Annotated in this window: 1 protein-coding gene; it reads right to left on the minus strand. The window is 51.9% G+C overall.

The genetic code is table 11. From position 1 onward, the window contains the following. Window positions 1-493: type IV secretion system DNA-binding domain-containing protein (locus tag ABD361_RS30505; protein ID WP_344440228.1), on the minus strand; the 493-nt coding region annotated here is incomplete at its 3' end. Between the last annotated feature and the right edge of the window lie 100 nt (window positions 494-593).

Here is a 593-nt window from a genome sequence, read left to right on the forward strand (position 1 = left end):
CCACCAGTTTGCTGTAGCTGCGGTTGGGGTCATTACGCATCAGGTACGCCGCTTCCGCAAAAATGGTACGTCCTGAACCCTGCCAGAACGGGTCCTCTTTTGTGCCCATCGGGATCAGGGTATTTGCCGTATTATCAAAATCCGGCTGTGTCAGACACTCCTTCCATAAATCCCAGGCGGCACAGCGGGCATCCAGCGGATTCAGGATCTTATCGATGGAGGGATCATAGTAACTTTTAACAAATTCCCCTGAACGGTCATAAATCACCACCATATCACCGCGCTGACGGGCGTAGTTGGCCAGACGACGGATAACTTCCGACTTACCGGCCCCGACCGTGCCGTGCAGACAGAAGTTCTGGATTTCAGAATCCCGGATAATCGGCAGGTCGCCAATCCGGATATCGGAGTCCTTGCCGTCTTTTTTCAGCATCCGGGCAACGTCTTTCGGATTGTCTGTCAGCTGACGACCACCTGTGACTTCATTTGGCACTGTTGCAAATAGTCGGTGGTGATAAACTTATCATCCCCTTTTGCTGATGGAGCTGCACATGAACCCATTCAAAGGCCGGCATTTTCAGCGTGACATCATT

This window comes from Streptomyces luteosporeus (assembly GCF_039532865.1).
Lineage (GTDB): Bacteria > Actinomycetota > Actinomycetes > Streptomycetales > Streptomycetaceae > Streptomyces > Streptomyces luteosporeus.